Source organism: Tritonibacter multivorans (assembly GCF_001458415.1).
Taxonomy (GTDB): domain Bacteria; phylum Pseudomonadota; class Alphaproteobacteria; order Rhodobacterales; family Rhodobacteraceae; genus Epibacterium; species Epibacterium multivorans.
Window position 1 is genome coordinate 415,039 of the sequence record NZ_CYSD01000042.1, and the last position, 25,887, is coordinate 440,925.

Annotated in this window: 24 protein-coding genes; 14 read left to right on the plus strand and 10 right to left on the minus strand. The window is 60.9% G+C overall.

Annotation, left to right across the window (positions count from 1 at the left end; genetic code table 11):
• The first annotated feature begins 154 nt into the window (after positions 1–154).
• The 10 genes from TRM7557_RS17740 (at position 155) to TRM7557_RS17785 (ending at position 8,799) form a co-directional block, all read left to right on the plus strand.
• Positions 155–1,033, plus strand: coding sequence for a lysophospholipid acyltransferase family protein (locus TRM7557_RS17740; RefSeq protein WP_058291647.1), 879 nt, complete (start codon positions 155–157; stop codon positions 1,031–1,033).
• A gap of 25 nt (positions 1,034–1,058) precedes the next feature.
• Positions 1,059–1,868, plus strand: coding sequence for a glutamate racemase (gene murI, locus TRM7557_RS17745; protein ID WP_058291536.1), 810 nt, complete (start codon positions 1,059–1,061; stop codon positions 1,866–1,868).
• 57 nt (positions 1,869–1,925) lie between these two features.
• The gene (gene argC, locus TRM7557_RS17750; RefSeq protein WP_058291537.1) at positions 1,926–2,954 is read left to right on the plus strand and encodes an N-acetyl-gamma-glutamyl-phosphate reductase; all 1,029 of its coding nucleotides are present in this window, start codon (positions 1,926–1,928) and stop codon (positions 2,952–2,954) included.
• 30 nt (positions 2,955–2,984) lie between these two features.
• Complete coding sequence (ccmE, locus tag TRM7557_RS17755; protein WP_058291538.1) at positions 2,985–3,425, plus strand: cytochrome c maturation protein CcmE; 441 nt, start codon at positions 2,985–2,987, stop codon at positions 3,423–3,425.
• A 148-nt stretch (positions 3,426–3,573) separates the two neighbouring features.
• On the plus strand, positions 3,574–4,197 hold the full coding sequence (locus TRM7557_RS17760; RefSeq protein WP_058291539.1) for a holin-associated N-acetylmuramidase: 624 nt from the start codon (positions 3,574–3,576) through the stop codon (positions 4,195–4,197).
• 1 nt (position 4,198) lies between these two features.
• Positions 4,199–4,729 (plus strand): holin family protein, encoded by a 531-nt coding sequence (locus tag TRM7557_RS17765; protein ID WP_058291540.1) that lies wholly within the window; start codon positions 4,199–4,201, stop codon positions 4,727–4,729.
• A gap of 74 nt (positions 4,730–4,803) precedes the next feature.
• On the plus strand, positions 4,804–6,765 hold the full coding sequence (locus TRM7557_RS17770) for a heme lyase CcmF/NrfE family subunit (protein WP_058291541.1): 1,962 nt from the start codon (positions 4,804–4,806) through the stop codon (positions 6,763–6,765).
• Positions 6,762–7,229, plus strand: a complete 468-nt coding sequence (locus TRM7557_RS17775) for a cytochrome c-type biogenesis protein (protein WP_058291542.1) — start codon at positions 6,762–6,764, stop codon at positions 7,227–7,229. The genes TRM7557_RS17770 and TRM7557_RS17775 overlap by 4 nt, the downstream gene beginning before the upstream one ends.
• A 199-nt stretch (positions 7,230–7,428) precedes the next feature.
• The gene (locus tag TRM7557_RS17780; protein ID WP_058291543.1) at positions 7,429–7,944 is read left to right on the plus strand and encodes a DUF2087 domain-containing protein; all 516 of its coding nucleotides are present in this window, start codon (positions 7,429–7,431) and stop codon (positions 7,942–7,944) included.
• 69 nt (positions 7,945–8,013) lie between these two features.
• Positions 8,014–8,799, plus strand: coding sequence for an enoyl-CoA hydratase-related protein (locus TRM7557_RS17785; protein ID WP_058291544.1), 786 nt, complete (start codon positions 8,014–8,016; stop codon positions 8,797–8,799).
• 138 nt (positions 8,800–8,937) lie between these two features.
• On the opposite strand, the gene gltA is transcribed toward TRM7557_RS17785, so the two are convergent.
• Positions 8,938–10,233 (minus strand): citrate synthase, encoded by a 1,296-nt coding sequence (gene gltA, locus TRM7557_RS17790; RefSeq protein ID WP_058291545.1) that lies wholly within the window; start codon positions 10,231–10,233, stop codon positions 8,938–8,940.
• Positions 10,234–10,359: 126 nt separating this feature from the next.
• Positions 10,360–11,760 carry a glutamate--tRNA ligase gene (gene gltX / locus TRM7557_RS17795; RefSeq protein WP_058291546.1) on the minus strand — a complete coding sequence of 467 codons (1,401 nt, stop codon included), beginning with the start codon at positions 11,758–11,760 and terminating at the stop codon, positions 10,360–10,362.
• A gap of 78 nt (positions 11,761–11,838) precedes the next feature.
• On the opposite strand from gltX, the gene TRM7557_RS17800 reads away from it, so the two are divergent.
• Complete coding sequence (locus TRM7557_RS17800) at positions 11,839–13,911, plus strand: ComEC/Rec2 family competence protein (RefSeq protein ID WP_058291547.1); 2,073 nt, start codon at positions 11,839–11,841, stop codon at positions 13,909–13,911.
• Positions 13,912–13,952: 41 nt separating this feature from the next.
• On the opposite strand, the gene lexA is transcribed toward TRM7557_RS17800, so the two are convergent.
• The 8 genes from lexA to TRM7557_RS17835 form a co-directional block, all read right to left on the minus strand.
• Positions 13,953–14,654, minus strand: coding sequence for a transcriptional repressor LexA (gene lexA, locus TRM7557_RS17805; RefSeq protein ID WP_058291548.1), 702 nt, complete (start codon positions 14,652–14,654; stop codon positions 13,953–13,955).
• A 125-nt stretch (positions 14,655–14,779) separates the two neighbouring features.
• On the minus strand, positions 14,780–15,952 hold the full coding sequence (locus TRM7557_RS17810; protein WP_058291549.1) for a molybdopterin molybdotransferase MoeA: 1,173 nt from the start codon (positions 15,950–15,952) through the stop codon (positions 14,780–14,782).
• Entirely contained in the window at positions 15,949–16,296 is a 348-nt protein-coding gene (locus tag TRM7557_RS19670; RefSeq protein ID WP_074941829.1) for a DUF4357 domain-containing protein, read from the minus strand. Before TRM7557_RS19670 ends, TRM7557_RS17810 begins: the two co-directional genes overlap by 4 nt.
• A complete protein-coding gene (gene moaC, locus TRM7557_RS17815; RefSeq protein WP_058291550.1) occupies positions 16,297–16,767 on the minus strand; it encodes a cyclic pyranopterin monophosphate synthase MoaC in 471 nt (156 codons plus the stop codon).
• Between the two features lie 11 nt (positions 16,768–16,778).
• A complete protein-coding gene (gene trpC / locus TRM7557_RS17820) occupies positions 16,779–17,591 on the minus strand; it encodes an indole-3-glycerol phosphate synthase TrpC (RefSeq protein WP_058291551.1) in 813 nt (270 codons plus the stop codon).
• Positions 17,592–17,651: 60 nt separating this feature from the next.
• Entirely contained in the window at positions 17,652–18,302 is a 651-nt protein-coding gene (locus TRM7557_RS17825; protein WP_058291552.1) for a uracil-DNA glycosylase, read from the minus strand.
• Entirely contained in the window at positions 18,299–19,345 is a 1,047-nt protein-coding gene (gene trpD / locus TRM7557_RS17830) for an anthranilate phosphoribosyltransferase (RefSeq protein WP_058291553.1), read from the minus strand. The genes TRM7557_RS17825 and trpD overlap by 4 nt, the downstream gene beginning before the upstream one ends.
• On the minus strand, positions 19,342–19,923 hold the full coding sequence (locus TRM7557_RS17835) for an anthranilate synthase component II (RefSeq protein ID WP_058291554.1): 582 nt from the start codon (positions 19,921–19,923) through the stop codon (positions 19,342–19,344). The genes trpD and TRM7557_RS17835 overlap by 4 nt, the downstream gene beginning before the upstream one ends.
• A gap of 254 nt (positions 19,924–20,177) precedes the next feature.
• Between TRM7557_RS17835 and TRM7557_RS17840 the strand changes: the two genes are divergently transcribed.
• The 3 genes from TRM7557_RS17840 to TRM7557_RS17850 all read left to right on the plus strand — a co-directional run bounded on the left by TRM7557_RS17840 (position 20,178) and on the right by TRM7557_RS17850 (position 25,822).
• Entirely contained in the window at positions 20,178–21,758 is a 1,581-nt protein-coding gene (locus TRM7557_RS17840) for a divergent polysaccharide deacetylase family protein (protein WP_328586556.1), read from the plus strand.
• Between the two features lie 192 nt (positions 21,759–21,950).
• Entirely contained in the window at positions 21,951–23,843 is a 1,893-nt protein-coding gene (locus TRM7557_RS17845) for a PhoX family protein (RefSeq protein ID WP_058291556.1), read from the plus strand.
• A gap of 161 nt (positions 23,844–24,004) precedes the next feature.
• The gene (locus TRM7557_RS17850; RefSeq protein WP_082626647.1) at positions 24,005–25,822 is read left to right on the plus strand and encodes a methyl-accepting chemotaxis protein; all 1,818 of its coding nucleotides are present in this window, start codon (positions 24,005–24,007) and stop codon (positions 25,820–25,822) included.
• The last annotated feature ends 65 nt before the right edge of the window (positions 25,823–25,887 follow it).

A 25,887-nucleotide genomic window follows, 5' to 3' on the forward strand; every position in this document is an offset into this window, starting at 1 on the left:
TCCGGTCTGGTGGGATTGTGGACTTCCCATAGTGTCATCTTTATATTACATGGACCGGAAAGCGCCGCCGCCTGTGCTGTTTGTGCGGGCGGCGCATGCCATTACCTCGGTTGGTTCCACCGTGTGCCGCCGCCTTTACGGAGACAACATCCAGATGCCTTCGGGTCGCCAGATCGCTCGCGAAATCTCATATGCTCACTCCGCCGCAACCCGGCCCGGGCGTTTCATGATCCGCCTGATGGAGAACTCCACCGGGCGTCTGCGTCTTATCAAACGGGCCAGAGGCTATGAAAAAGAGGTCGCGGAAGGCGGGGATTTCTGGGAAATCATCATTCGCCGCTATGGTCTGACACTGGATGTGATCGGCGGCAGCCTTGACAATATCCCCAAGGACAAGCCGGTCATTCTGATCGCAAACCACCCTTATGGGATTTTGGATGGCATGATGCTGGGCTATATTCTGTCCAAGACCCGCCCTGATTTCCGCATTCTGGCGCATCAGGTGTTTCGCAAGGCCGAAGACCTGAACAAGGTGATCCTGCCGATCTCTTTTGATGAGACCAAAGAAGCCATGCGCACCAACCTTGCCACCCGCAAGGAGGCGCTGAACTATCTGGCCGATGGCGGCGCGATCGGGATCTTTCCGGGCGGCACGGTGTCGACCGCGGCCAAGCCGTTTTCGCATCCGATGGATCCGGGCTGGCGTGGCTTTACCGCGCGGATGGTTGGCAAATCGGATGCCGTTGTGGTGCCGCTGTTCTTTGAAGGGCACACCTCGCGCCTGTTCCAGATCGCCTCGCATCTGCATTCGACCCTGCGCATGGGTCTTCTGATCAAAGAGTTCAAAAAACGCGTCGACACCCCGGTCAAAGTGGTGGTGGGCGAGCCCATCGGCCGTGACGTTTTGGACCCGCTGGCCAAGGACAGCAAACAGATGATGGATTTCCTGCGCAAAGCGACGTATGACCTGTCCCCGAAACCGCTCAAATCCTATGACTACGGATACGAGTTCGAGGACAAGCACCGCGCCTGAGGCGGGGCTTCTGAAGGCAGATAAAATGGCAGTTGGTATTTTTGATTCCGGCCTCGGGGGGCTTACGGTCCTCGACGCGGCCCAGAAACATCTCCCGGATGTGGATTTCCTCTATTACGGGGACAATGCCCGCGCGCCTTACGGGGTGCGGGACGCCGAAGACGTGTTCCAGCTGACCAACCAAGCCGTGCATCAAATGTGGGACATGGGTGCCAATCTGGTGATCCTGGCCTGCAACACCGCCTCTGCCGCCGCCCTGCGCCGGATGCAGGAAGCCGGCGTGCCCGAAGGCAAGCGGGTTCTGGGGGTGTTTGTGCCCCTGATCGAGGCGCTCACCGAGCGCAACTGGGGCGACAACTCCCCCCCGCGCGAGGTCGAGGTCAAACATGTGGCGCTGTTTGCCACACCGGCAACCGTGTCCAGCCGGGCGTTCCAGCGCGAACTGGCGTTCCGCGCCATTGGCGTGGACGTCGAAGCCCAGGCCTGCGGTGGTCTGGTGGATGCCATTGAAGATGGCGATATGATCCTGGCCGAAGCGCTGGTCAAAAGCCATGTGGACGCGCTGCTGCGCAAGATGCCAAAACCGCAGGCGGCCATTCTTGGCTGCACCCATTACCCGCTGATGGAAGAGGCCTTCCAGAACGCCCTGGGCGACGACGTCAAAGTGTTCTCGCAGGGCAACCTCGTGGCCCAAAGCCTTGGCGATTACCTCAAACGCCACCCCAACATGCTGGGCACCGGCGAAGCAGGCTATTACACCACCGGTGACCCGACCCGGGTCAGCACCCGCGCGACCCAGTTTCTGCGACGAGAAATCACCTTTAAGAAAGCCTGAATAAGGCCCTTTAAGGACCTGATTTTGAACGATATTCCCTCAAGTGAGGATCCCGATATGACCCATAATGTGGCAATCCTTGGCGCTTCTGGCTACACCGGCGCTGAACTGGTGCGGCTGATCAGCCAGCATCCCGACATCCAAATCGCAGCGCTGGCCGCAGAACGTAAAGCGGGCATGGAAATGGCCGATGTCTTCCCGCATCTGCGCCACCTGAGCCTGCCGACCCTGTGCAAAATCGGTGAGATTGATTTCTCCACGATCGATCTGTGTTTCTGCGCGCTGCCGCATAAGACCAGCCAAGAGGTCATTTCGGCCCTGCCTGCGGATCTGAAGATCGTCGATCTGTCCGCCGATTTCCGTCTTTCCGACCCCGAGGAATACGAGAAATGGTACGGCAACCCGCATTCCGCAGTCGAGATGCAGAAAGAAGCCGTCTACGGTCTGACCGAGTTTAACCGCGAGGCCATCGCCAATGCACGTCTGGTGGCGGGCACCGGCTGTAATGCGGCCACCGGTCAGTTCGTGCTGCGCCCGCTGATTGCAGCGGATGTGATTGATCTGGATGACATTATCCTCGACATGAAATGCGCCGTCTCTGGCGCCGGCCGCGCGCTCAAGGAAAACCTTCTGCACGCCGAACTGAGCGAAGGCTACAACGCCTATGCGCTTGGCAGCACGCACCGGCATCTGGGTGAATTTGACGAACAGTTTTCTGCGATTGCCGGCCGCCCGGTAAAGGTGCAGTTCACCCCGCATCTGCTGCCGGTGAACCGGGGCATTCTGGCGACCACCTATGTCAAAGGCGACGCCAAGGCGATCTATGCGGCGCTGGAAGCGGCCTACAAAGACGAACCCTTTGTGGAACTGCTGCCCTTTGGTCAGGGCCCCAGCACCCATAATGTGCGCGGATCGAACTTTGTCCACATTGGGGTGGCTGAAGACCGGCTCGAGGGCCGCGCGATTGTTATTGCGGCGCTGGACAACCTGACAAAAGGTAGCAGCGGTCAGGCCTTGCAGAACGCAAACCTGATGTTAGGTCTAGAAGAGACCGCGGGCCTGATGATGGCGCCGCTGTTCCCCTAAACCCGCATCAGCCAGCGAAAGGCGCGCCAGATGAAGACCCTCAAAAAGCAACGCCGCATTCAGGTTCTGGCTTTGACAGCGGTGGCGCTGGTCACGGCGACGGTTCTGATCGGCTATGCCATGCGGGACGGCATCAACTTCTTCCGCTCGCCCTCTCAGGTGATGGAAGAAGCGCCGCAGCCAAACGAGGTCTTCCGCCTGGGCGGTCTGGTTGAGGAAGGTTCGATCATTCGCGGGCAGGGCGAAACCGTGTCTTTCTCTGTCACCGATGGTGGGGCGACGGTTGCGGTGACCTTTACCGGCGTGCTGCCCGATCTCTTTGCCGAAAACCAGGGCATGATCGGCACGGGGCGCTATGTGAATGGTGTCTTTGAGGCGACCGAGATCCTCGCCAAACATGACGAGACCTATATGCCCAAAGAGGTCGCGGACGCGTTGAAAGAACAAGGCGTGTTCAAGCCCGATAGCTAATCGCCATCTCAGCTACACTTCGGCGCCTCGCACATTGCGGGGCGTTTTGCGTTTTGACGTGTTGCGGGGGCAGCGCGCGGGCTGGTGACGGGGCTTAAGGCGGAATTTGGCAGACTGCCGGGCAGGGAGCCTGTCAGGAGCCAAACAGATGTCAAACCCCATAGACCCACGCCAGATCGCACAGGAGATCATTGCCCGTGAAGGTGGCTATGTGAACGACCCCGATGATCCGGGCGGGGCGACCAACCACGGCGTGACCATTCACACGATGCGGCGGCTGGGTCTGGATCTGACGCGCGACGGTCAAATCGATGCGCGCGACGTGCGGCGTCTGACCCGCAAACAGGCCGAGGAGATTTTTCTGCGTGACTATTTCTTTGCGCCGCGTCTCGACCTGTTGCCAGAACCGCTGCAAGCGACGGTGTTTGACATGCAGGTCAACGCAGGTCGCCAAGCGGTGCGGCTGCTCCAGCGATTGTTGCGCGACATGGGCTATGACCTTGCGATTGATGGCCAGATGGGTCCGCAGACCGCGCGCGCTGCCCATGCAGCGGCAGGGGTGGATGCGATGGCTTTGGTGGATGCCTATGGGATTGCCCGGCGGAACTATTACTTTGACCTCGCCGACCGGCGCCCGCCGATGCGCAAATACGCCCGCAGCCGGTCCGGGGGCAAAGGGGGCTGGATTACGCGTGCGGAAAGCTTCATCTCCGACCGCTATCACCTGAGCAAGCCCGCCTTTGATCAACGCGTCCGCAAATGGGGAAGTTAACATGTTGTCAATGATTTGGAAGGCGTTCTTGGGGCAGGAGGCGCAGGGTTTGCGCCAGACCATTGAGGTCTTTCGTGAAAACGCCGAACAGGCCGCCGGTCGCGATCATGCCCTGCAACAAGCCGCGCTTGCGCAGCTGGCGGCAGAGTTCACCCACCCCCGCAAAGGCTGGTTTGAACGGCTGATGGACGGCATAAATCGTCTGCCGCGTCCGATGATGGCGCTGGGAACGCTGGGGTTGATGGTGGCCGCGATGGGCGACCCGCATTGGTTTGCCAGCCGTATGCAGGGTCTTGCCTTGGTGCCAGAGCCGCTGTGGTGGTTGCTGGGTATCGTGGTGTCGTTTTACTTTGGCGCGCGGGTACAGGTGAAATCACAGGAATTTCACCGCAGCATGGCCGCCGATCTGGCGCGGGCACCCCGGGTTCTCGCGCAGATTTCACAGGCGCAAGAGAACCGCAGAGCTGTGTCAGAACCTACGCAAAACCCCGCGCTAGAGGACTGGAAAACGGCAGCCGGGGAAAGCCATTAAAAGACACCCCTGCGGCTGCAGGACGCAAGCAATTGCCATTGGCGGTCTTGGCCCAACGGGATATATCTCGATTTATGATTACAGAATTCGGTCACTTCGCCCTCATCCTCGCCTTTATCATTGCGATTGTGCAAATGGTCGTTCCAATGGTCGGCGCGCAGATGCGCTGGCCCGGCTGGATGGCTGTGGCCGAACCGGCGGCCCAAGCGCAGTTCCTGTTCACCGCCTTTGCCTTTGGCGCGTTGATGTGGGCCTTTGTCACCTCGGATTTCTCGGTGCAGCTGGTGGTGCTGAACAGCCATTCGGCCAAGCCGATGCTTTACAAGATCTCTGGCACATGGGGCAATCACGAGGGCTCCATGCTCTTGTGGGTGCTGATTGTCAGCCTGTTTGGCGCAGCCGCCGCCATGACCGGGGGCGGTTTGCCGCCGCGCCTGAAAGCGCGCGTGCTGAGCGTGCAGGCCGCAATTGGCGTGGCGTTTTTTGCCTTTATCCTGTTCACCTCCAATCCCTTTGTGCGCGTGGATGTGCCGCCCTTTGACGGTCAAGATCTGAACCCGCTGTTGCAGGACCCCGGTTTGGCCTTCCATCCGCCGTTTCTGTATCTGGGGTATGTCGGGCTTTCGATGGCGTTCTCTTTTGCCGTGGCCGCCTTGATCGAAGGCCGTGTGGACGCCGCTTGGGGCCGTTGGGTGCGCCCGTGGACGCTGGCGGCCTGGGTGTTTCTGACCATCGGTATCGCGCTGGGGTCGTGGTGGGCCTATTACGAGCTGGGCTGGGGCGGGTTCTGGTTCTGGGACCCGGTCGAAAACGCCTCTTTCATGCCCTGGCTTCTGGCCGCTGCGCTGCTGCATTCGGCGATTGTGGTGGAAAAACGCGAAGCCCTCAAAAGCTGGACCATTCTGCTGGCGATCCTCGCCTTTGGCTTTTCGTTGATCGGCACGTTTATTGTGCGGTCGGGTCTGCTGACCTCGGTCCACGCCTTTGCCAATGACCCGGAACGGGGGATTGTTATTCTGGTGATCCTCGCCGTCTTTACCGGCGGGGCGCTGACCCTGTTTGCCATGCGCGCACAGGCGATGGAGGCCAAGGGCGTCTTTGGCATGGTCAGCCGCGAAAGCGCGCTGGTGGCCAATAACCTGCTGCTGGCCGTCAGCTGCTTTGTGGTCTTTGTTGGCACGCTCTGGCCGGTGGTGGCGGAAATGGCCTTTGGCCGCAAACTGTCGGTGGGCGCGCCGTTCTTTGATGCGGCGTTCACACCCTTCATGGTGCTGCTCGGTCTGCTGTTGCCGGTTGGGGCAATGATCCCGTGGAAACGCGGCAAGCTGGGGCAGACCGCGTGGAAGCTGCGCTATGGCTTTATGCTGGCGCTGGCGCTTGCGGGTCTGGCTTGGGCGATGCAGTCGGGCCGCAGCCTGCTGGGGCCTGTGGGCCTGTTTCTTGGAGCTTGGGTGACCTTTGGCGCGCTGCTGGATCTGTGGAGCCGCACCGGAAAATCCGGTGCCGCGCGTCTGCTGCGTCTGCCGCGTGCCGACTGGGGCAAAGCCACCGCGCATATTGGCCTTGGCGTCACCATCTTTGCCATTGCGGGCCTGACCGCCTGGCAGCAAGAGGACATCCGCGTCGCCATGCCGGGTGAACCGTTCGAGGTCGGCGGTTATCAGATGACCCTGCGCGATGTGGTGCAGGAACGCGGGCCGAACTATTTCTCGACCAAGGGGATTGTTGAGGTCACGCGAGGAGGGCGCGAGGTGGCGGTTCTGACCCCCGAAAAGCGCGTCTACCCGGTGGCGCAGATGCCCACCACCGAGGCCGCGATTGATTATCGCTTTAGCCGCGACCTTTACGTGGTGATCGGGGATGCGCAGGACAACGGCGGCTGGACCATGCGCACCTATATCAAACCCTTTGCCAACTGGATCTGGGGTGGATGCGCGCTGATGGCGCTTGGGGGCTTCCTGAGCCTCAGCGACCGCCGCTTTCGCGTTGCCGCTGGTGCGCGCAAAACATCGGCCAAAGGGGTGCCTGCGGAATGAAACGCTTTGTACAAACGTTTACCCTCACCCTCACCATGGGGCTGAGCGTGGCCATGCCGGCCTTCGCGGTGCAGCCCGATGAGGTGCTGGCGGATCCCGCACTGGAAGCCCGCGCGCGCGATCTGTCCAAAGACCTGCGCTGTCTGGTCTGCCGCAATGAGAGCATCGACGAAAGCAACGCAGAACTGGCGCGTGACCTGCGCCTGCTGGTGCGCGAACGTCTGGTGGCCGGGGACAGCAATGACGAGGCGATGGCGTTCATTGTCGACCGCTACGGCGAATATGTGCTGCTGCGGCCAACCACCGGTGGCGCCAACTGGATCCTTTGGGCGGCAGGCCCTGCCATGCTGCTGCTGTCTTTGGGTGTGGCCGGGGCCTATCTGCGTGGGCGCTCCAAACCGGAGGGGGCAGCTGGGCTCAGCACGGAAGAAGAAGACCGGCTCAAAGAAATTCTCGACCGGTAAACCTTTTTTGTGTTACGTGGGCCTTGGTCCGCAGTTCACCAAGGCTCCGCCACGGGATGTCCCGATGCTAAACCTGCGATTGAGACGTATCGACTTCGGATTTCATCCTGACGGATACCGGAGGACAACGGCGGGCATCCCGCACGCGGCCGTGGTTTAAGGTCTGCGTGTCATGGTATCCGACAAAGGAGAAAATCCTATGTCTCGTGACGTGTTGCGTTTGACCATTGACGACCTGTCCCAGTTCACCAAAACCCTGCGCGGGGCGCTGCCCGCGGCGCCAGGGCAAAGCGAAATGCTGGGCCATATTGCCCGCGCGGCGGGCTATCGAAACTATCAGCATCTGAAATCCCGCCTGACACCGGAACCGGCGGCGGACCAGAAACGTGTGGCCCGCGCGCTGCGCTATTTTGCCCCTGACGGACGTTGGGAAAACTGGCCGCTGAAACGCGGTGTGCGCGAGCTGTGTCTGTGGGTGATCTGGTCCCGACTTCCAGCGCGCGACGTGCTGACAGAGCGCCAGATCAGCGCGGTGATTGACGAAGAAACCGTGTTCCGCGACCCCGCGCAGATCCGCAGGTCATTGGTGGAAATGCAGTTGCTGACCCGCAATATCGATGGCAGCGCCTATGAACGGCTGGAACGTCCAATGCCGCCCGATGCCCAGGCCCTGCTGCGGGCGATCAAAGAACGCGCCCAAACCCCGAAATCTTGACGCGGCGTTTGCCTTTCCTGCGGGCACGGCTTGGGCCAATGTGCGCAGGACAGGCGCCCGGAGGACCCCATGGAATATCGCGACATTCAATACACCGTCGAAAACGGCCTGGCCGTTGTGACGCTCAACCGTCCAAAGGCGATGAATGCGCTGACCGGGCAAATGCGCGCCGAAATGGCCCATGCGATGAAGCGCGCAGGCCAAGAGGCACGCTGTGTGGTGATCACTGGCGCAGGTGCGGCTTTTTGCACCGGGCAGGATTTGAAGGACGCCTCCAGCGCGGGCACTGACCGGCCGCTGGATCTGGAACGCACCCTGCGCGAAGAATACGCGCCCATGCTCGAGGCGATTTATGACTGCCCGGTGCCCACCATTGCCGCCGTCAACGGCCCGGCAGCAGGGGCAGGCGCAAACCTTGCGCTGTGTGCAGATGTGGTGATCGCCACGGAAAGCGCCTATTTCCTGCAGGCGTTTTCGCGTATTGGCCTGATGCCGGATGCGGGCGGCACCTGGTTCCTGCCGCGCAAAATCGGTCTGGCCAAGGCCATGGGCGCGGCACTTTTTGCGGAAAAACTGACAGCCCGCGATGCGGAAAAACTGGGTCTGATCTGGGAAGTCGCGGCCGACGCAGAGTTTGAGGCCACCTGGCGGGCGCGCGCGACCTATCTGGCCGAGGGGCCGACCAAAGCTTTTGCTGCGATCAAGACCTCGCTGCGCCAGAGCCTTGATAATTCGCTGAGCGAACAGCTGTCGCTTGAGGCGCACAAACAGGGCGAGCTCGGCCGTAGCCGCGACTTCATGGAAGGGGTCACGGCCTTTGTCGCCAAGCGCCCGGCCAAGTTCGAGGGGCGGTAAGCCCCTTTATCTTTGTAATATTCAAAAGCCGTCTCAGTCCTGAGGCGGCGTTTTTTGTGGTCCTATGCCCACCCGATAAGGCAAAAGAAAACCCCCGCACATCGCTGTGCAGGGGTCTTTTTGTCAATGTGCCGTGGATCAGCGGTTCTCAATGTCCACGTAGTCGCGCAGCGCAGCACCGGTGTAGAGCTGGCGCGGACGGCCGATTTTCATGCCCGGATCAGAGATCATCTCTTTCCACTGCGAAATCCAGCCGACGGTGCGCGACAGCGCGAAGATCGGGGTGAACATCGAGGTCGGGAAGCCCATCGCTTCCAGGATGATGCCAGAGTAGAAGTCAACGTTCGGGAACAGTTTCTTCTCAATGAAGTAGGGGTCGTTCAGGGCGGTCTGTTCCAGCTCTTTTGCGACCTGCAGCAGCGGGTTGTCTTCGACGCCCAGCAGCTCCAGAACTTCATCCGCGGATTGCTTCAGCACAGTCGCGCGCGGGTCGGTGTTTTTGTAGACGCGGTGACCAAAGCCCATCAGACGGAAGGGATCTTCCTTGTCTTTGGCGCGGGCGATGAATTCCGGAATACGGTCGACGGTACCGATTTCCTTCAGCATCTCCAGGCACGCCTGGTTTGCACCACCATGTGCCGGACCCCACAGACATGCGATGCCAGCGGCAATACAGGCAAATGGGTTTGCACCGGAAGAAGACGCCAGACGCACGGTCGAGGTCGATGCGTTCTGTTCGTGGTCTGCGTGCAGGGTGAAGATACGGTCCATTGCGCGGGACAGGATCGGGTTCACTTCGTATTTCTCTGCCGGAACAGAGAAGCACATGTGCAGGAAGTTTGCGGCATAATCCAGATCGTTGCGCGGATACACAAACGGCTGACCGATGGAGTACTTATAGGCCATCGCGGCGATGGTCGGCAGTTTTGCGATCAGACGGATCGCCGCCACTTCGCGCTGCCACGGGTCAGAGATGTCGGTGGAGTCATGGTAGAACGCAGACATTGCGCCAACCACGCCAACCATCGTCGCCATCGGGTGGGCGTCGCGACGGAAACCACGGAAGAAGTTGTGCATCTGCTCGTGAACCATGGTGTGGTTGGTCACGCGCGATTCAAAGTCTTCGAGCTGTGCTGCGGTCGGCAGTTCACCGTAGAGAAGCAGGTAGCAGACTTCGAGATAATGGGATTTGCCAGCCAGCTGGTCGATCGGGTAACCACGGTGCAGCAGTTCGCCCTTGCCACCGTCAATGAAGGTGATGGTGCTGTCACAGCTTGCGGTAGAGGTGAAGCCCGGATCGTAAGTAAAGACGCCCGCCTGGCCGTAGAGTTTGCGGATGTCCAGAACATCAGGCCCGGCGGTCGGCGAGAAAATGGGAAGCTCGTAAGTTTCGCCATTCAGGCTGAGCTGGGCTGTTTTCTGAGAGTCGGTCATAGATGTCCCTTCCTGTTACAGGCGCGAGGTGATGTTTCCACCCCGCGCACGGGGCGCCTGTGCCACCACTGGCGGCGCAGGCGTAGTGCTAGCGGATCAGGCTTACCTACAACTTAACGTCGCAGGTCAGCCCGTCACGTCTTTGAGCCGGGCCAGAGTTTCCTCGCGGCCCAGAATGATCATCATGTCAAAGACCGAGGGCGTGACCGCTCGGCCCGACAGCACGGCCCGCAAGGGGCCTGCTAGTTTGCCAAATTTGGTGTCCTGCGCGGCTGCAAAATCATTCAGCACGGCCTCAAGATCTTCTCGGGTCCAGCTAGCATTTTGCAACTGCGGCGTCAATTCATTCAGTATACCTTGGGATACAGAATTAAGCGCTTTTTCCGCCTTTTCGTCGCGATCCAGCGGACGTGACGCAAGGGCAAAGCGCGCCTTTTCGATCAGTTGCGGATAGGTGCGGGCCGACCCCTTGAGGCAATAGAGTGCACCTTCAAGCGCCTTGGCTTGCCCCTCGGACAGCGCCGGTTCGCCTGCGGCGTCAAGATAGCCCGCGACTTCGCGCATGATCTCGGAATCTTCTGTGATCGCAATATGTTGGCCGCAGATGTTTTCCAACTTTTTGAAGTCAAAACGCGCCGGGCTTTTGCCAATTCCACCCAGATCAAACCACTCACGCGCCTGCGCATCGGTGAAGAATTCATCGTCCCCGTGGGACCAGCCAAGGCGCGCCAGATAGTTGCGCATGCCTGCCGAAGGGTAGCCCATCGCCTGATATTCTTCGGCGCCGGTTGCACCGTGACGTTTCGACAGTTTTTTACCGTCCGATCCAAAAATCAACGGAATGTGAGCGTAAACAGGGACCGGCCAGCCCATTGCCTCGTAGATCACCATCTGACGCGCCGCATTGTTAAGGTGATCATCGCCCCGGATCACATGGGTCACCCCCATGTCGTGGTCGTCCACCACCACGGCCAGCATGTAGACCGGCGTGCCATCCGAGCGCAGCAGAACCATGTCGTCGAGCTGCTCATTTTTGATGGAAACTTCACCCTGAACTTCGTCGCGGATCACCGTTGTGCCGGACTGCGGCGCCTTGATGCGCACCACATAAGGTGCATCGGGGTGGGTGTCCGCTGAAGCATTGCGCCAAGGGGAACGATAGAGGGTGGATTTGCCTTCGGCTTTGGCGGCCTCGCGGAAGGCTGCGATCTCATCCTGGGTGGCAAAACACTTGTAGGCTTTGCCCTCAGCCAGCAGCTGGTGGGCCACTTCCGCGTGGCGGTCTGCGCGCTCGAACTGGCTGATGACGTCGCCATCATGATCCAGACCCAGCCATGCCATGCCTTTCAGGATCGCATCTGTGGCCTCGGGGGTCGACCGCTCGCGGTCTGTGTCCTCAATGCGCAGCAGGAATTTGCCGCCACGGCCGCGGGCATACAGCCAGTTGAACAGCGCGGTGCGGGCGCCTCCGATGTGGAGATAGCCTGTGGGCGAGGGGGCAAAGCGGGTGACGACCGGTTGGGACATGGGTGGATTTACCTTTTGGAAACCATTGCTGGCATAGATTTGATGCCTGTCTACCGAGCCAGAAGGCGAGGAGCAAGCATGCGCATTTCCAAGACCCTTTATGGGATGGTGCATGACCTGGTGGAACGCCAGCGCGGCCATCTGTTTTCCTGGGTGCCGGTCTGTTTCGGGACCGGCATTGGGGTCTATTTTGCATTGAAGTTTGAACCTGAGACGACAGTTTACGCGCTGTGCTGTCTGGTCTCGATGGTGGCCCTGTTGATCTATATGCGGTTTCGCGAGGGTCTGGCGATCCTTTGTGCGGGGCTTGCCATTTGTTTGCTGGGGTTTTGCCATATGGGCCTGCGCAGCCAGATGCTGGCGGGGCCCGTGCTGGAGTTTCGGTATTACGGCGTGGTCGAAGGCCGGGTGATCGCCACGGATCGGTCGGCCAGCGACCGGATGCGGATCACGCTGGATCAGGTTCGGCTGGATGGCGTGCGAAACCCGCCCGCACAGGTGCGCCTGTCGTTGGAGGGGGACGTGCCGGACATTGGCGCTCGGGTGATGACAACCGCCCACCTCATGCCGCCCCAAGGCCCGGTAGAACCCGGCGGTTTTGATTTTCGACGGCATATGTATTTCCTGCAGATCGGCGCAAGCGGTTATACAAACGTGCCGATTTTACATCGGGCAGAGGGTGCCGCGCCCTGGCTGGCCGCGCTGCGCGCGCGGGTGTCCGACCATGTGCGATCCGCGCTGCCTCCCCGCAGCGCCGGGGTTGCGGCTGCTTTGGTTGTCGGGGACCGGGCCCATGTGTCGACGGACGTGCTGCAGAACCTGCGTGACAGCAATCTGGCGCATCTTCTGGCGATTTCGGGCCTGCACATGGGGTTGTTCACCGGCGTGGTGTTTTCCCTGCTGCGGCTGGTTCTGAACCTGATCCCCGCCTGGCGCCTGCATGTTCCGGTGAAAAAGATCGCGGCCCTCGGCGCGCTTGCGGCAGGGTTTGCCTATCTGCTGCTGTCGGGCGCGGGCATTGCCACCGAACGGGCCTTTGTCATGGTGGCGGTGATGCTGGGGGCGGTGCTGCTGGACCGTCAGGCGATTTCCCTGCGCGCGCTTGCGCTTGCGGCGCTGATTGTGCTGATCCGACGCCCTGAAAGCCTGCTGAGCCCCGGCTTTCAGATGAGCTTTGCGGCCACATTGGCGCTGGTGGTGTGCTTTGCCGCCCTGCGCGGATGGCGTGGGTACTGGCACCACCCGGCGTGGCTGCGCTGGTGTGCTGGCTTGGTGCTGTCTTCGCTGGTGGCTGGGCTTGCCACCGCGCCTTTTGGGGCGGCGCATTTCAATACCGTGTCGCACTATGGTCTGATCGCCAATCTTCTGGCGGTTCCGGTGATGGGCTTTGTGGTTGCGCCTGCGGCGGTGTTGATCCTGTGTCTGGAGCCGGTGGGGCTGGGTTGGATCGGTTATTGGATCGTGGACCTTGGTCTTGCGCACATCTTGGGCGTGGCAGACTGGGTGTCCCATTGGCCGGGGGCCAAGGCTGTTGTGGTCATGCCTGCGACGCATGTTCTGGGGATCCTTGCCTTCGGTGGGCTGTGGATCTGTTTGTGGCAGGGGCGCGGGCGTCTGGGCGGGCTTGTTCCGATCATCTGTGCGCTGTGGATTTGGGGCCAGACCGACCGGCCGCTGGCCCTGATCTCGCAGGGAGGGGGGCTGGTCGGCGTGCTGACAGAGAAGGGACGCGCGCTGTCCCGTGACACAGCCCGTGGGTTTGTCGCCCGCAATTGGCTGGCCCATGACGGTGACAGCGCCCATCAAGCCGAAGCCGCCGGTCGCTGGCCCGCAGGAGATCACGCGCGGATCTTTACGGCGCATGTTGAAACCACAGCTGGTGCCCTGAAAATCCAGCATGTGATTGGCAAAACGGGGCAGGCCAGTTTGACCTCTTGTTCGCCGGGAACGGTGTTGGTGTTCAGTGTCGCCGCCGGGGATTTGGGCGATCGCCTGCGCGCCGGTGGCTGCACGGTCTATGACCCCAGAACGCTGCGCGATCTGGGCAGCCTGTCGATTGATCGGGAGGGGGCGGTGACCTCGGTGCGTCAGGTCACCGGCGCCAGACTGTGGAGCGGCGCGCCCCCAATAAACAGGCAGGCACGGTTCTAGGCGCGGAGTCCAGGCGCGGAGCGCGCCCGCGCCAAACCGCCTTAGTAGGTACGGATCAGACCGACCAGAACCCCTTGGACCTCCACCTTGCCAACAGGGAAGCTGCGGGTTGGGAAATCGGGATTGGCGGCTTCCAGCTCGACCGTATTGGCCTTGCGGAAGTAACGTTTCAGCGTGGCTTCATAGCCGTCTACCATGGCCACGACGATTTCGCCATTCTGCGCGGTGCTGGTTTCGCGGATCACCACAACGTCGCCATCGTTGATGCCCGCTTCGATCATAGAGTCACCCTTGACCTCCAGCGCGTAATGCTGCCCCTGCGAGGCCAGCATCGCATTGGGCACCGACACATGCTGCGCCCCTTCGCCAATGGCCTCAATCGGGATACCTGCCGCAATGCGACCCATGACTTCCAGATCAATTGCGCCACTGCTCAGCGGGGTGGGGGGCTCTTCGGTGTCAGTCTCGGCTTTGCCGCCGGGGATGACCTTGGGGGTAAAGCCCGCAGCCTCGGACGTGCCGCCCATGCTTTCGGGAAGTTTCACAATTTCGATCGCGCGGGCGCGGTGCGCAAGGCGGCGGATAAAGCCGCGTTCTTCCAATGCGGTGATCAGGCGGTGAATGCCGGATTTGGACCGCAAATCCAGCGCCACTTTCATTTCATCAAAGCTGGGCGGAACACCGTCCGCCTGAAGACGTGCATGAATAAATTCCAGAAGTTGCAACTGCTTCTTGGTCAGCATGACCTGTCCCCTTTTCTGAACGGAGTGCGCCCATCGGGGCGCCTACCTTTCTTTTCGTTCTAATTCTGTTCCCGTTTTGTGTCAACGGCAGAACAAGGGGGGAACGTCAGGAAAACAAAAAAACTTCAGATCGGCAGGAACTGCACCAAGGCCCCGGCCTCAAGCGCGTCATCATGGGGCGGGCGCACCAACAGGGCATTGGCGTCGGCCAGAACGGTCAGAAGCGAACTGTCCTGGCTTTCAAAGGCGCGGATGCCGTCGGCTGTGACCTGCGCGCGCATGTAATGTTCGCGCGGTCCGTTTTTGGCCAGCGGCGCGATCAGGCGGGCGCTCTGCAAAGGCGGTTGTTCTGCGGACAGACCCAGCATTTTACGGATCATGGGCAGCAGAAAGATCTGGCCGCAGACCATCGAGGACACCGGATTGCCGGGCAGGCCCACCATGGCCATGTCGCCCATGCGACCTGCCATCAGCGGTTTTCCGGGGCGCATGGCGACCTTGTAGAATGACCGCTCCATCCCCAAAGACACCGCCACATCGCCGACCAGATCATGGTCACCGACCGAGGCACCGCCAATGGTCACCACCAGATCGGCGCCTTTGGCCAGTTCAAACGCGGTGGTCAGGGACTGCACCGTGTCCTGCGCGATGGGCAGCATGCGCACCTCGGCGCCAGCGGCCTCGCACATGGCTTTCAGGCCAAAACTGTTGGAGGCAATGATCTGATCGGGTCCGGGTGTTTCGCCGGGCATGACCAATTCGTCACCGGTGGACATCACCGCCACAACGGGACGGCGCGCGACGGGCACTTGCGCGATGTTCATCGACGCAAGCAGCGCCACATCCGCCGGGGTGAGGGTGCGCGGGGCAGAGACCGTGTCGCCAATGGCAAAGTCGCCGCCTTTGGGGCGGATGTTTGAATTGGCGCCCGGCTCGTCCAGAATGGTGATCAGATTGCCTTTGCGGTCGACGTCTTCCTGAATGACCACAAAATCCGCACCTTCGGGTACCGGTGCACCTGTGAAAATGCGCACCGCTTGGCCTGCGCCGACCTTGCCGTCAAACCCGTGGCCTGCGGCGGCTTCGCCGATGACCTTGAACATAGCGTGCAACTCGACCTCGGTGGCATTCACCGCATAGCCATCCATGGCCGAGGCCGAAAACGGCGGCTGGTCGCGCCGGGCCGAGACGGGGTCTGCCAGAACACGTCCAGCGGACTGCGCCAGTGGCACGGTTTCAGACGCAAGCGGGTCAACCAGCGCCAGCAGCGCGGCGCGGGCGTCAGAGACGGAGATCACTTAACGTCTCCTAGTTGTTCGTCGAGCCATGTTCTTAGTGTTTTAGTGGAACCGCAGACTTTCCAAGCTTGCGTACCGCTAGTTGGGTGTCCATTCACAACATCGGCAGCGGGAGTAGGCTTGTTAAATTCATAGTCTTTTGAAAACACGTAGCAAGCCTCGCTTTGAGAAAGCTCTAGGTCACCATTTCGTATCATGACGTTTCTTATGTTGATGCTGTTGCTTCGGTCTGTAGTTGAATTAGTGGTCGCCCAAGTAAGGCTTGCTTTTGAACCTGCTAGCACAACAAACTTGTCGCCTCGGAAACAGGCGCGCGCGTCTTTCAACACAAAAATCTCGCTCATTTAAGCCTCATACCGGCCGGATTTGCCGCCGTCTTTCAGGATCACACGGATGCCGCCGATCTCCATCGCCTTGTCCACGGCTTTTGCCATGTCATAGACGGTCAGCGCGGCGGTGGAGACGGCGGTCAGCGCCTCCATCTCGACGCCGGTCTGGCCGGTGGTCTTCACGGTGCCCTCAATGCGCACGCCGGGCAGGTCCGGGTCCAGCGTCAGTTCAACGGCGACCTTGGTGATCGGCAGCGGGTGACACAGCGGGATCAGATTGGCGGTGTGTTTGGCCCCCATAATGCCCGCAAGGCGGGCCACGGACAGCACGTCGCCTTTTTTGGCGCGGCCTTCTGCGATGATCGCATAGGTTTCAGCCGCCATTTTCACATGGCCTTCGGCAACGGCAATGCGGGAGGTGACGTCCTTGTCCGAGACATCCACCATATGGGCGTCGCCCTTTTGGTCAAAATGCGTGAGGCTCATCTTGGGTGTCCTTACATCGCGCCGGGGATCAGCGGGTTGGCCAGCAGGTCGTGGGTTGCTTTGGCCACATCGTCCTGCCGCATCAGGCTTTCGCCGATCAGGAAGGTGCGCGACCCGTAACGGGCCATATCGGCCAGATCATCAGGGGTGAACAGACCGCTTTCACAGACAATCATCCGACCCGCAGGCACCATGCGCGACAGGTCGCGGGTGGTGTCGAGCGTGACCTCAAAGGTTTTGAGGTTGCGGTTGTTGATGCCCATCAGCGGCGACTTCAGATGGCTTGCGCGCTCCAGCTCTTCGGCGTCGTGCACCTCGAGCAGCACATCCATGCCCCATTCAAAGGCACAGGCTTCCAGTTCTTGCGCCTGCGCGTCCGAGACAGAGGCCATGATGATCAGGATGCAGTCCGCCCCCAGCGCGCGGGCTTCGGCCACCTGATAGGTGTCATACATAAAATCCTTGCGCAGCGCGGGCAGGCTGCAGGCGGCGCGGGCTTGGACCAGGAATTCCTTGGCCCCTTGGAAGGACGGGGTGTCGGTCAGCACAGAGAGGCAGGTGGCACCGCCGGTCTCGTAGGCCTTGGCCAGTTCCGCCGGGTTGAAGTCTTCGCGGATGAGACCTTTGGAGGGGGAGGCTTTCTTGATCTCGGCGATCAGGCCATAACCATCGCGCGACGCCAGCTTCAGCGCATTGGCAAAGCCACGCGGGGCAGAGGAGGCGCGGGCCTCTTCTTCGACGTCATGGAGGGATTTGACGGTCTTGTCGGCCGCCACTTCCTCGAGCTTATAGGCCTTGATGCGGTCCAGAACGTTTTCAGCCATGGCTGCGCCTTTCTTTATTCTTGTGTCGGGCCGCAGGACCCGAAGGGAAAAACCCCGGATTTATGCCCAAATGATCGGTGTTTCGCCGCGCGATGTAAGCCAATCATTGACCTTTGAGAAGGGGCGCGAGCCAAAGAACCCGCGATTGGCCGAGAGCGGCGAGGGATGCGCTGTTTTCAGGATCAGATGATCGCCAGCGGTGATGTATTTTTCAAGCGCCTGTGCCTGACGCCCCCAGAGCACAAAAGCGGTGGGCTGTTCTGACGCCTTGGTGACGACCTGATGGGTCAGCGCCTGCCAGCCAAAGGTTTTGTGCCCATTGGCTTCGCCTTCTGGCACCGACAGAACCGTGTTCAGCAACAGCACACCCTGTTTTGCCCAGGGGCGCAGGTCGGCGGTGTCGGGCGCGGTGCCAATATCGTCGCGCAACTCGCGGTAGATATTATAGAGCGACCGGGGCAGGGGCTGCACATGGGGTTCAGCGGAAAAGGCCAGCCCATGGGCGTGGCCTTCGGTGGGATAGGGGTCCTGACCAAGGATCACCACCCGCGTCGCATCCGGCTGCGTCAGCTCCAGCGCCGCATAGCGCTGGTGGTCCGGCGGCAGGATTGTGCGGCTGTCCTCGGCGATCTTGGCCTCAATCGCGGCAAGGCTGCCGTCCTGAAAGAACGGCAGCTCTGCCCAGGCCCCCAATCCCTCCGGTAGGCTCATCCAGCAGCCTCATTCGTGGCGGCGGCGGCTTCGGTGGTGATGCGGGCGACGGTGTCCAGCTTGGCTTTGGCCGCGCCGGTGTCGATTGCTTCTGCTGCACGCGCAACACCGGCTTTCAGATCGTCCACACGACCGGCCACCAGCAGTGCCGCGGCGGCGTTCAATAGAACCGCATCGCGATACGCCGAAGGCTTCCCATCCATCACCGCGCGGAAGGCGGTGGCGTTTTCTGCCGGCGTGCCGCCGGTGATATCGGCAAAGGAATGGGTCGGCAGCCCTGCGTCATCGGGGTGGACCTCGAATTCCGACACGGTGCCGTCCTCATTCAGCGCAGCCACCCAGGACACGCCGGTAATGGTCAGCTCATCCGTGCCGTCAGAGCCATGCACCAGCCATGCCTTTTCAGAGCCAAGCTTGCCGAGCGTTTCCGCCATTGGGCGGATCAGGTCGCGAGAGAACGCGCCGGTCAGCTGGCGTTTGACGCCGGCCGGGTTGGTCAGCGGACCAAGAATGTTGAAGATCGTGCGCGTGCCCAGCTCCTGACGGGTGGGCATCACATGTGCAATCGCCGGGTGATGCATCGGCGCCATCATAAACCCCATGCCGGCCTCGGACAGGGATTTTTCAACCACCTCGGGGCCGACCATGGTCTGCACACCCAGTTCCCCCAAAGCATCAGCCGAGCCAGAGTTCGACGACAGTTTGCGGTTGCCGTGTTTCGCGACCGGCACGCCACAGGCCGCCACCACAAAGGCCGCCGCGGTGGAGATGTTCAGGGTTTTCTTGCCAGAGCCGCCGGTGCCCACAATGTCCATCGCGCCCGCAGGTGCGGTGACGGGTTTGCATTTGGACCGCATCACCGCAGCGGCGGCGGCGTATTCATCCACCGTTTCACCGCGCGTGCGCAGGGCCATGAGCAAACCGCCGATCTGGCTGGGTGTGGCGGCGCCGTCAAACAACACGCCAAAGGCCGCTTCGGCCTCTTCGCGGGTCAGCGGGCGATCTGCGGCAGCGCCGATCAGCGGCTTCAGCGCGTCGCTCATGCGTCCACCTTCATCACGTCGAGGAAGTTTTTCAACAGCGCGTGCCCGTGCTGCGAGGCAATGCTTTCGGGGTGAAACTGCACGCCGTGAATGGGCAGCTCTTTGTGCTGCAGGCCCATGATGGTGCCATCTTCCAGTTCAGCGGTGACTTCCAGACAGTCGGGCAGGGTTTCGCGTTCCACGATCAGCGAATGATAGCGGGTCGCTTCAAACGGGGTGGGCAGCCCGGCAAAGACGCCTTTGTCCTTGTGATGCATCAGCCCCATCTTGCCGTGCACAATTTCGTGGCAGCGGATCACATTGCCGCCAAAGGCCTGACCAATGGTCTGGTGACCAAGGCAGACGCCCATCAGCGGGGTTTTGGTCTCAGCCGCGGCTTCGGTCAGGGCGAGGCAAATGCCCGCCTGCGCCGGATCACAGGGCCCGGGAGACAGCAGAATACCGGCGGGGTTCATCGCCATGGCCTCTTGCACGTCTATGGCGTCATTGCGGCGCACTTCGATCTCGGCGCCCAGCTCTCCGAGGTAGTGCACGAGGTTGTAGGTGAAGGAGTCGTAGTTGTCGATTAGCAGCAACATCTTGGCAGGCTCTTTTAAGGGCTGGTGGCGCAGGGCGCCGCCGCAGTATAGTGGTCGCAACATACATGTTCAGGGATGATGGGCAGCGTCAAGAGCAGTTCGGCCAATTGCGCTGGTCAAAGCCCTGCGACAGTGACAAACATAGCCAATAATTCGGCGATAAACGCACGAAACTCCTCGGTCGGGCCGGGGCGGCAGAAACAGGACAGAGACGGGGCAAGAAGCGGATGCGAGGTTTCCTTGGTGGAGTGAGCGTGGGCGCATTGGTGGCCATGGGCGGGGCGGCAATGGTGTCCCTGTCGGTGCCCCTGCCGAAATCGGTCGAGGTCAGCGACATCAAAGCGCCGCAAACGCCGGTTGAACTGGAGGCGGGTGCGCAGCCGGAAACGGATGGCACGCCGGATGCCGATCTGGTGGAAACCGCCCCCCGCAGCCCGGCAGGCGACAGCGCCGCAGGGGCCGACCAACCGGCGGAATTCGACACCACAGCGGTCAATAAACCCGCAGCCGGAACCGAAGCCTCGGCTCTGGAGGGTGGCGACAGCGCCACCGCCGTTCAAAGTCCTGACTTGCAAGACACCGTGCAAGACACTGGGCAGGATACTGGGCAGGACACCGCAAACGCTGGCGCGCCAGACAGCGCGCTACAGCCGCTGCCCGAACCTGCCTCAGAGGCCGTGCCAACGGTGAACACCGACACCGCAGCGCCTGTCCCCCTGCCAGAGGCACCCGCCACCACACAGGAAACCACACAGGCGCCTGTCTCTGCCGAAGTCCAGTCGCCGCAGATCCCGCAGATCAGCGACGACAGTGGCACCGGGCTGACGGATGTGGCGGCGCTGCCGGATGCGCCTTCCGCACCGGACAGCGGCCTTGGCAATGATGCGACCCAGCCGACACCGCTTCCAGAGGTGTCAGATCTGACCCCGGAAGAAGATAGCATTGCAGCGCCCTCCGAAACCCCGGCGCCCACCGCCGCCGATCTGGGCGATGGTTCTGGCGACGGCGTGCGCATGGCAGACCTGCCTCAGGCCGGGGCGCAGGAAGAAGAAGACACCACCACCGTGACACCACGCCTGGGCACGCCGGTGAAACCGCTGACCGAACGCGACACCGCAGAAAGCGCCGCGCCGACTGTTGCGGGAACCGACAGCCTGCTGCCGCCGTTTGAGGCCAATTCTGCGCCCTCGAAACTGGTCGAGGGCCAGCCCTATATGTCGATCATTCTGATCGAGGAAGAGGGCTCTGTTGGGGCCGAAGCGCTGGCCGATTTCCCCTATCCGCTGACCTTTGCCATCGACCCCGCCCTGCCAGACGCGGCAGAGCGGATGGCGGCGCGGCGGGCGGCCGGGTTTGAGGTCATGGTCCTTGCGGATCTGCCACGCTCTGCCTCGGCGCAGGATGCGGAAACCGCACTGCCGGTCTGGCTGGGGGAATTGCCCGGCGCCATGGGGATCCTTGAAGGGGTCGAAACCGGCGTGCAGGGGAACCGCCCGCTGGCCAGTCAGGTGGCCGCGCTGGCCCGCGACATGGGCTATGGTCTGGTGATGCAGGACAAGGGGCTCAATACCGTGCAAAAGCTGGCCCACCGCGAAGGCGTGCCGTCTGGCGTGGTGTTCCGCGATTTTGATGGCGCAGGACAGGATCCGCGCGCGATCCGGCGTTTCCTGGACCAGGCGGCGTTTCGTGCCGGGCAGGAAGGGGCGGTTCTGATGCTGGGTCGCCTGAAACCAGACACCATTTCGGCGCTGCTGATGTGGGGTCTGCAGGACCGGGCCAGCCGCGTGGCGCTGATGCCGACCTCTGCCAGCCTGCGGCTGCTTCTGACCCGCTGACGCTGCTGCTGTCGCAAAACCTACAGGAATTGACGCCCTGGAATGGATGCTGGCGCGTTGATCAAGAAAGCCTGACAAAGCGGCCAAAATTTGCCCGCTCTGTCGCATGTCTGTCATACCCGTAGACTACCTGCTGCCGCGTATTAACCTTCGACACAATATCGAAGGAATGTCAGCTTAGGGAGCCAGCACATGACTGATAATCGCACTGACCTGTCTTGGGATGAATGGGACGAACTTCACGATCCTCGCCCGTCTGAAAATGATTTTGACCGCGTGGTCGAGAGCGCTCTGTCGCGTCGTGGCTTCCTCAGCGGCCTTGTGGCCTTTGGTTCTGGCGCAGCGGCCATGGGCACTGGCGCCACCGCAGCGCTGATGTCCTCTGCCGCCTCGGTCGAGGCCGCAACCACCAAGCGTTTCGCGTTTTCTCCGATCGAAATCGCCACCGACGCAACCGTGCATGTGCCCGAAGGCTACACCTGGGAGATCCTCGCACGTTGGGGTGATCCGCTGTTCTCTGACGCGCCGGAATTCAGCCACGAGACCGGTGGCGACGCCGTGTCCGACCGTATCTTTGGCGAAAACACCGACGGTATGGAGCTGTTCGAGGTGGGCGACAAGCAGCTGATCGCTGTGAACCACGAATACCTGAACCCCAAGCTGAACCTGCCGCAGAACGAAGATGGCAAGCCGACATCCGCGGCTGACGTTCTGAAAATGCAGAACCTGCAAGGCGTGTCCGTGATGGAAGTCGCCGAGGGCGAAAACGGCTGGAACATCGTCGTCGACAGCCCCTTTAACCGCCGCATCCACCACAACACCCCGATGCGCATTGCAGGCCCGGCCGCCGGTCACGACCTGCTGAAAACCGCAGCCGACCCGGCCGGTGTTGAGGTTCTGGGCACCATGAACAACTGTGGGTCCGGTAAAACGCCCTGGGGCACCTATCTGACCTGCGAAGAAAACTTCAACGGCTACTTTGGCTCCACCGACGCGGCGTTTGAACAGACCCCGGGCTTCAAGCGTTATGGCATCAAAGGCGAAAGCCGCTACGACTACGAGAAGTTCGACGACCGTTACGACCTGTCGAAAAACCCCAACGAGCCGAACCGTTTTGGCTACATCGTTGAGATCGACCCGACCGACCCGGAAAGCAAGCCGGTCAAGCGCACCGCGCTGGGTCGCTTCAAGCACGAAAACGCCGAAGTTGTGATCGCCAAAGACGGCCGTGTTGTTGTCTTCCTCGGCGATGACGAGCGCGGCGAATACCTGTACCGCTATGTTTCCAACGGCGTGTATCAGCCGGGTGGCGACACTGAAAACCTGCTGAACGAAGGTACGCTTTATGCCGCCAAGTTCAACGCAGACGGTCGCGGCGAATGGCTGGCGCTGACGCCGGAAACCACCGGCATGGACGAGATCGAAATCTACGTTCACACCCGTATGGCCGCTTCCGCTGTTGGCGCGACCACCATGGACCGTCCCGAGTGGGTCGCCGCCAACCCGATCGCGGTTGAGGCTTACTGTGCGCTGACCAACAACAAAAACCGCGGCGTCAAGCCGAACGCCGGTGGCGATGACACCGCGGCCAATGCGGTCAACCCGCGTGACGCGAACAACTACGGTCAGATCGTGCGCTGGCGCCCGGCAAACGAAGACTACACCGCCATCGGGTTCGACTGGGACCTCTATGTGATGTGCGGCAACCCCAATGTTCACAACGACGAATACGCGGGCTCTTCCAATGTGCATCCGGGCAATATGTTCAACAGCCCCGATGGCATGGCCTTCGACACCTCTGGTCTCTTGTGGATCCAGACCGACGGCAATTACAAAAACGAAGGCGACTTCGAAGGTCAGGGCAACAACCAGATGCTGGTTGGCGATCCTGTGACCGGCGAAATCGTCCGCTTCATGACTGTGCCTTACGGCGCAGAGGTCACCGGCCTGTGCTGGTCTGCGGACCGTCGTTCGATGTTTGTTGGCATCCAGCACCCCAAAGCGCCGTTCCCCGATGGCGAAGGCAAACTGGCGCGCTCTGCGGTTGTGGTCGTCAAACGCGAAGACGGTGGCATCATCGGCTAAGCCGACACCTATAAGTTTTGATAGGGCGTCCCATTTTTGGGGCGCCTTTTTCATAATTATCAAAAAAAAGCCGAAAAAATGTGGAATTGGCGGTGTAGGTTTTGGTCTCGTTAATAAGTGTAGCCACAACCTGAGGGGGATTTTCGCAGCGAGAGTTCCCAATGTTCAGAACCGTCCCCATGAAGTTCCGGCTGAATTTTGCCGCTTTCATCTCCATCTTCACCGTGAGTGTGATGGCCTGTCTGTGCGTCTACAGCCTCTGGCAGAGCGAGCTGGAACTGGAACGGCAGATCCACATCACCAATGTCCTGAAACAGGAAATGACTGTGGACATGATGCATGACGCGGTCGAAGCAGGTGTGGTCTATGCGCTGCTTCTGGGCGAAGGGGCAGATCCGGAAAAACGTCAAAAGATCGAAACTAAGATGGACAAGGACGCGACCCGTTTCCGCGAGGCCATCAAAACGCTGCACGATCTGGAACTGCCAGCCGAGGTGGCGCAGGCCCGCGCCGTTGTTGAACCCATTGGCGAGGCATATATCGCATCTGCCGAAATCCTCATGGTCGAGGCCTTCACTGACGCGCAACTGGCAGCGCAGGATTTCCCGCATTTCATCGACGTCTACGATCAGTTGGAAGCAGCCCTAGAGCCTCTGGAACACGCGATTGTCTCCCTTGCAGAGGAAACCGCGGAGGCCGCGCGGGCGCATGACATTCAGCTGCTTTACACCAACCTGGCTTTTTCCTTTGTGTCGATTGTTGTGGTCGCGCTCAGCTCTCGCAGTGTCACGCGCACGATCTTTAACCCAATCGCACGGCTTCGCGAGCAGCTGCGTCTGGTGGCCGAGGGCGACTTTGGCATCAAAATCGCCGACCGCATGCGGGCCGATGATTTTGGCGAAATTGCCCGCGACATTGATGCGGTGTCTGAACGGGTGGTGATCGCCCTGCAGGAACAGAACGCACTGCGCGAAGAAGGCGAGAAAGTCATTGAACGCCTGCGCAAGGGGCTGACCCAATTGGCCTCTGGCGACCTGACCGAACGGATTGAGACACGGTTTAACGAAGACTACGAACCGCTGCGGGAAAACTACAATGAAACCGTGGACCGTCTGAATGCGCTGCTGAGCGATGTGGTCCTTGCCTGTGGCAAGATCCAGCACAAGTCTGGCGAAATCAATCAAGCGTCCAATGATCTGGCGACCCGGTCCGAAGGGCAGGCGGCGACCCTGGAAGAAACCGCAGCGGCGCTGGAGGAAATGACCCGCAGCGTGAATACCACGGCCAAAAACGCTCAAAGCATCGAAGACGCTGTGAATGTTGCCCGCCGCAATGTCGATGAAAGTGGCCGGGTTGTGGAAAATGCGATTGCCGCCATGACCGAGATTGAATCAAGCTCCAACCAGATTTCGCAGATCATTTCCGTGATCGACGACATTGCCTTCCAGACAAACCTTCTGGCGCTGAACGCCGGTGTCGAAGCTGCGCGGGCGGGTTCTGTGGGTAAAGGCTTTGCTGTGGTTGCACAGGAAGTCGGGGTGCTGGCGCAGCGCTCCTCGCAGGCGGCCAATGAGATCAAATCTCTGATCACCGGAAGTGTGGAACATGTCAAAGACGGGGTGGAACGCGTCGGCGGCGCGGGTCGGGCATTGACCGAGGTGGTCGCCAACGTCAATGAAATCTCGACCATGATCGAAGGGATCTCGCGCGAAACCGGCGAACAGGCGCGGGGGCTGAACGAGGTCAATCTGGGTGTGTCGCAGCTGGATAAGGTCACCCAGCAGAACGTGTCGATGGTCGAAGAGTCGAGCCGCTCGATTGAAACGCTCAACAGCGAAACCAACGGGATGACCGATCTTCTGGGCCAGTTCACCCTGCGCTCCGGCGGCGGAGCACCCGCAGCGGTGGCCCCGCCGCCGCAAGAGGTTCACGCCGATTTCGACAGCTTTGATGAGCAGCCGCTAGAACAGGCCAGCTGATCCACCGACCAAAAAAAGGGGGAGCGATCAAACGCTCCCCCTTTGTCACGTCTTGAGGGGTAAAC

Bases quoted from the DNA above. Each gene is read 5' to 3' on its own strand.
- TRM7557_RS17775 (WP_058291542.1), top strand. From the start codon at position 6,762: ATGAAACGCTTTGTACAAACGTTTACCCTCACCCTCACCATGGGGCTG.
- trpD (WP_058291553.1), bottom strand. From the start codon at position 19,345: ATGAGCGACGCGCTGAAGCCGCTGATCGGCGCTGCCGCAGATCGCCCG.
- moaC (WP_058291550.1), bottom strand. From the start codon at position 16,767: ATGAGCCTCACGCATTTTGACCAAAAGGGCGACGCCCATATGGTGGAT.
- TRM7557_RS17835 (WP_058291554.1), bottom strand. From the start codon at position 19,923: ATGTTGCTGCTAATCGACAACTACGACTCCTTCACCTACAACCTCGTG.
- TRM7557_RS19670 (WP_074941829.1), bottom strand. From the start codon at position 16,296: ATGAGCGAGATTTTTGTGTTGAAAGACGCGCGCGCCTGTTTCCGAGGC.
- TRM7557_RS17765 (WP_058291540.1), top strand. From the start codon at position 4,199: ATGTTGTCAATGATTTGGAAGGCGTTCTTGGGGCAGGAGGCGCAGGGT.
- trpC (WP_058291551.1), bottom strand. From the start codon at position 17,591: ATGGCTGAAAACGTTCTGGACCGCATCAAGGCCTATAAGCTCGAGGAA.
- lexA (WP_058291548.1), bottom strand. From the start codon at position 14,654: ATGCTGACCAAGAAGCAGTTGCAACTTCTGGAATTTATTCATGCACGT.
- TRM7557_RS17850 (WP_082626647.1), top strand. From the start codon at position 24,005: ATGTTCAGAACCGTCCCCATGAAGTTCCGGCTGAATTTTGCCGCTTTC.
- TRM7557_RS17780 (WP_058291543.1), top strand. From the start codon at position 7,429: ATGTCTCGTGACGTGTTGCGTTTGACCATTGACGACCTGTCCCAGTTC.
- TRM7557_RS17760 (WP_058291539.1), top strand. From the start codon at position 3,574: ATGTCAAACCCCATAGACCCACGCCAGATCGCACAGGAGATCATTGCC.
- argC (WP_058291537.1), top strand. From the start codon at position 1,926: ATGACCCATAATGTGGCAATCCTTGGCGCTTCTGGCTACACCGGCGCT.
- TRM7557_RS17800 (WP_058291547.1), top strand. From the start codon at position 11,839: ATGCGCATTTCCAAGACCCTTTATGGGATGGTGCATGACCTGGTGGAA.
- ccmE (WP_058291538.1), top strand. From the start codon at position 2,985: ATGAAGACCCTCAAAAAGCAACGCCGCATTCAGGTTCTGGCTTTGACA.
- TRM7557_RS17825 (WP_058291552.1), bottom strand. From the start codon at position 18,302: ATGAGCCTACCGGAGGGATTGGGGGCCTGGGCAGAGCTGCCGTTCTTT.
- gltA (WP_058291545.1), bottom strand. From the start codon at position 10,233: ATGACCGACTCTCAGAAAACAGCCCAGCTCAGCCTGAATGGCGAAACT.
- TRM7557_RS17845 (WP_058291556.1), top strand. From the start codon at position 21,951: ATGACTGATAATCGCACTGACCTGTCTTGGGATGAATGGGACGAACTT.
- TRM7557_RS17785 (WP_058291544.1), top strand. From the start codon at position 8,014: ATGGAATATCGCGACATTCAATACACCGTCGAAAACGGCCTGGCCGTT.
- TRM7557_RS17740 (WP_058291647.1), top strand. From the start codon at position 155: ATGCCTTCGGGTCGCCAGATCGCTCGCGAAATCTCATATGCTCACTCC.
- gltX (WP_058291546.1), bottom strand. From the start codon at position 11,760: ATGTCCCAACCGGTCGTCACCCGCTTTGCCCCCTCGCCCACAGGCTAT.
- TRM7557_RS17770 (WP_058291541.1), top strand. From the start codon at position 4,804: ATGATTACAGAATTCGGTCACTTCGCCCTCATCCTCGCCTTTATCATT.
- murI (WP_058291536.1), top strand. From the start codon at position 1,059: ATGGCAGTTGGTATTTTTGATTCCGGCCTCGGGGGGCTTACGGTCCTC.